Here is a 242-nt window from a genome sequence, read left to right on the forward strand (position 1 = left end):
CGCCAGGCGACACACTACCTCTAACAGACGGCGTTTCCCCGTCGCCTGAAAGAACGCGACGCCTGCTTCGATCAAATGACCTGCACAGTACAACTCATGACACTCGGCGAGGTTGGTCCAGCGTTCATCCGGGGCTTTCACCGTGAAGTACGTATTGAGATAGCCGTCTTCACACTGGGCGGCCGCCACCAGTTCAATGACGTCATCGGCCGTTTTCTCAAGTTCCGCATCGGGTTTCTGAC

The 242-nt window shown here is 56.6% G+C and carries 1 protein-coding gene; it reads right to left on the reverse strand.

Features of this window, described 5'->3' with window-relative positions; translation table 11 throughout:
* Positions 1-242: beta-L-arabinofuranosidase domain-containing protein (locus FDX22_RS19630; protein WP_146717658.1), on the reverse strand; the 242-nt coding region annotated here is incomplete at both ends.

Origin of the sequence: Citrobacter sp. TBCS-14 (genome assembly GCF_005280805.1) — a bacterium.
Lineage (GTDB): Bacteria > Pseudomonadota > Gammaproteobacteria > Enterobacterales > Enterobacteriaceae > Citrobacter > Citrobacter gillenii.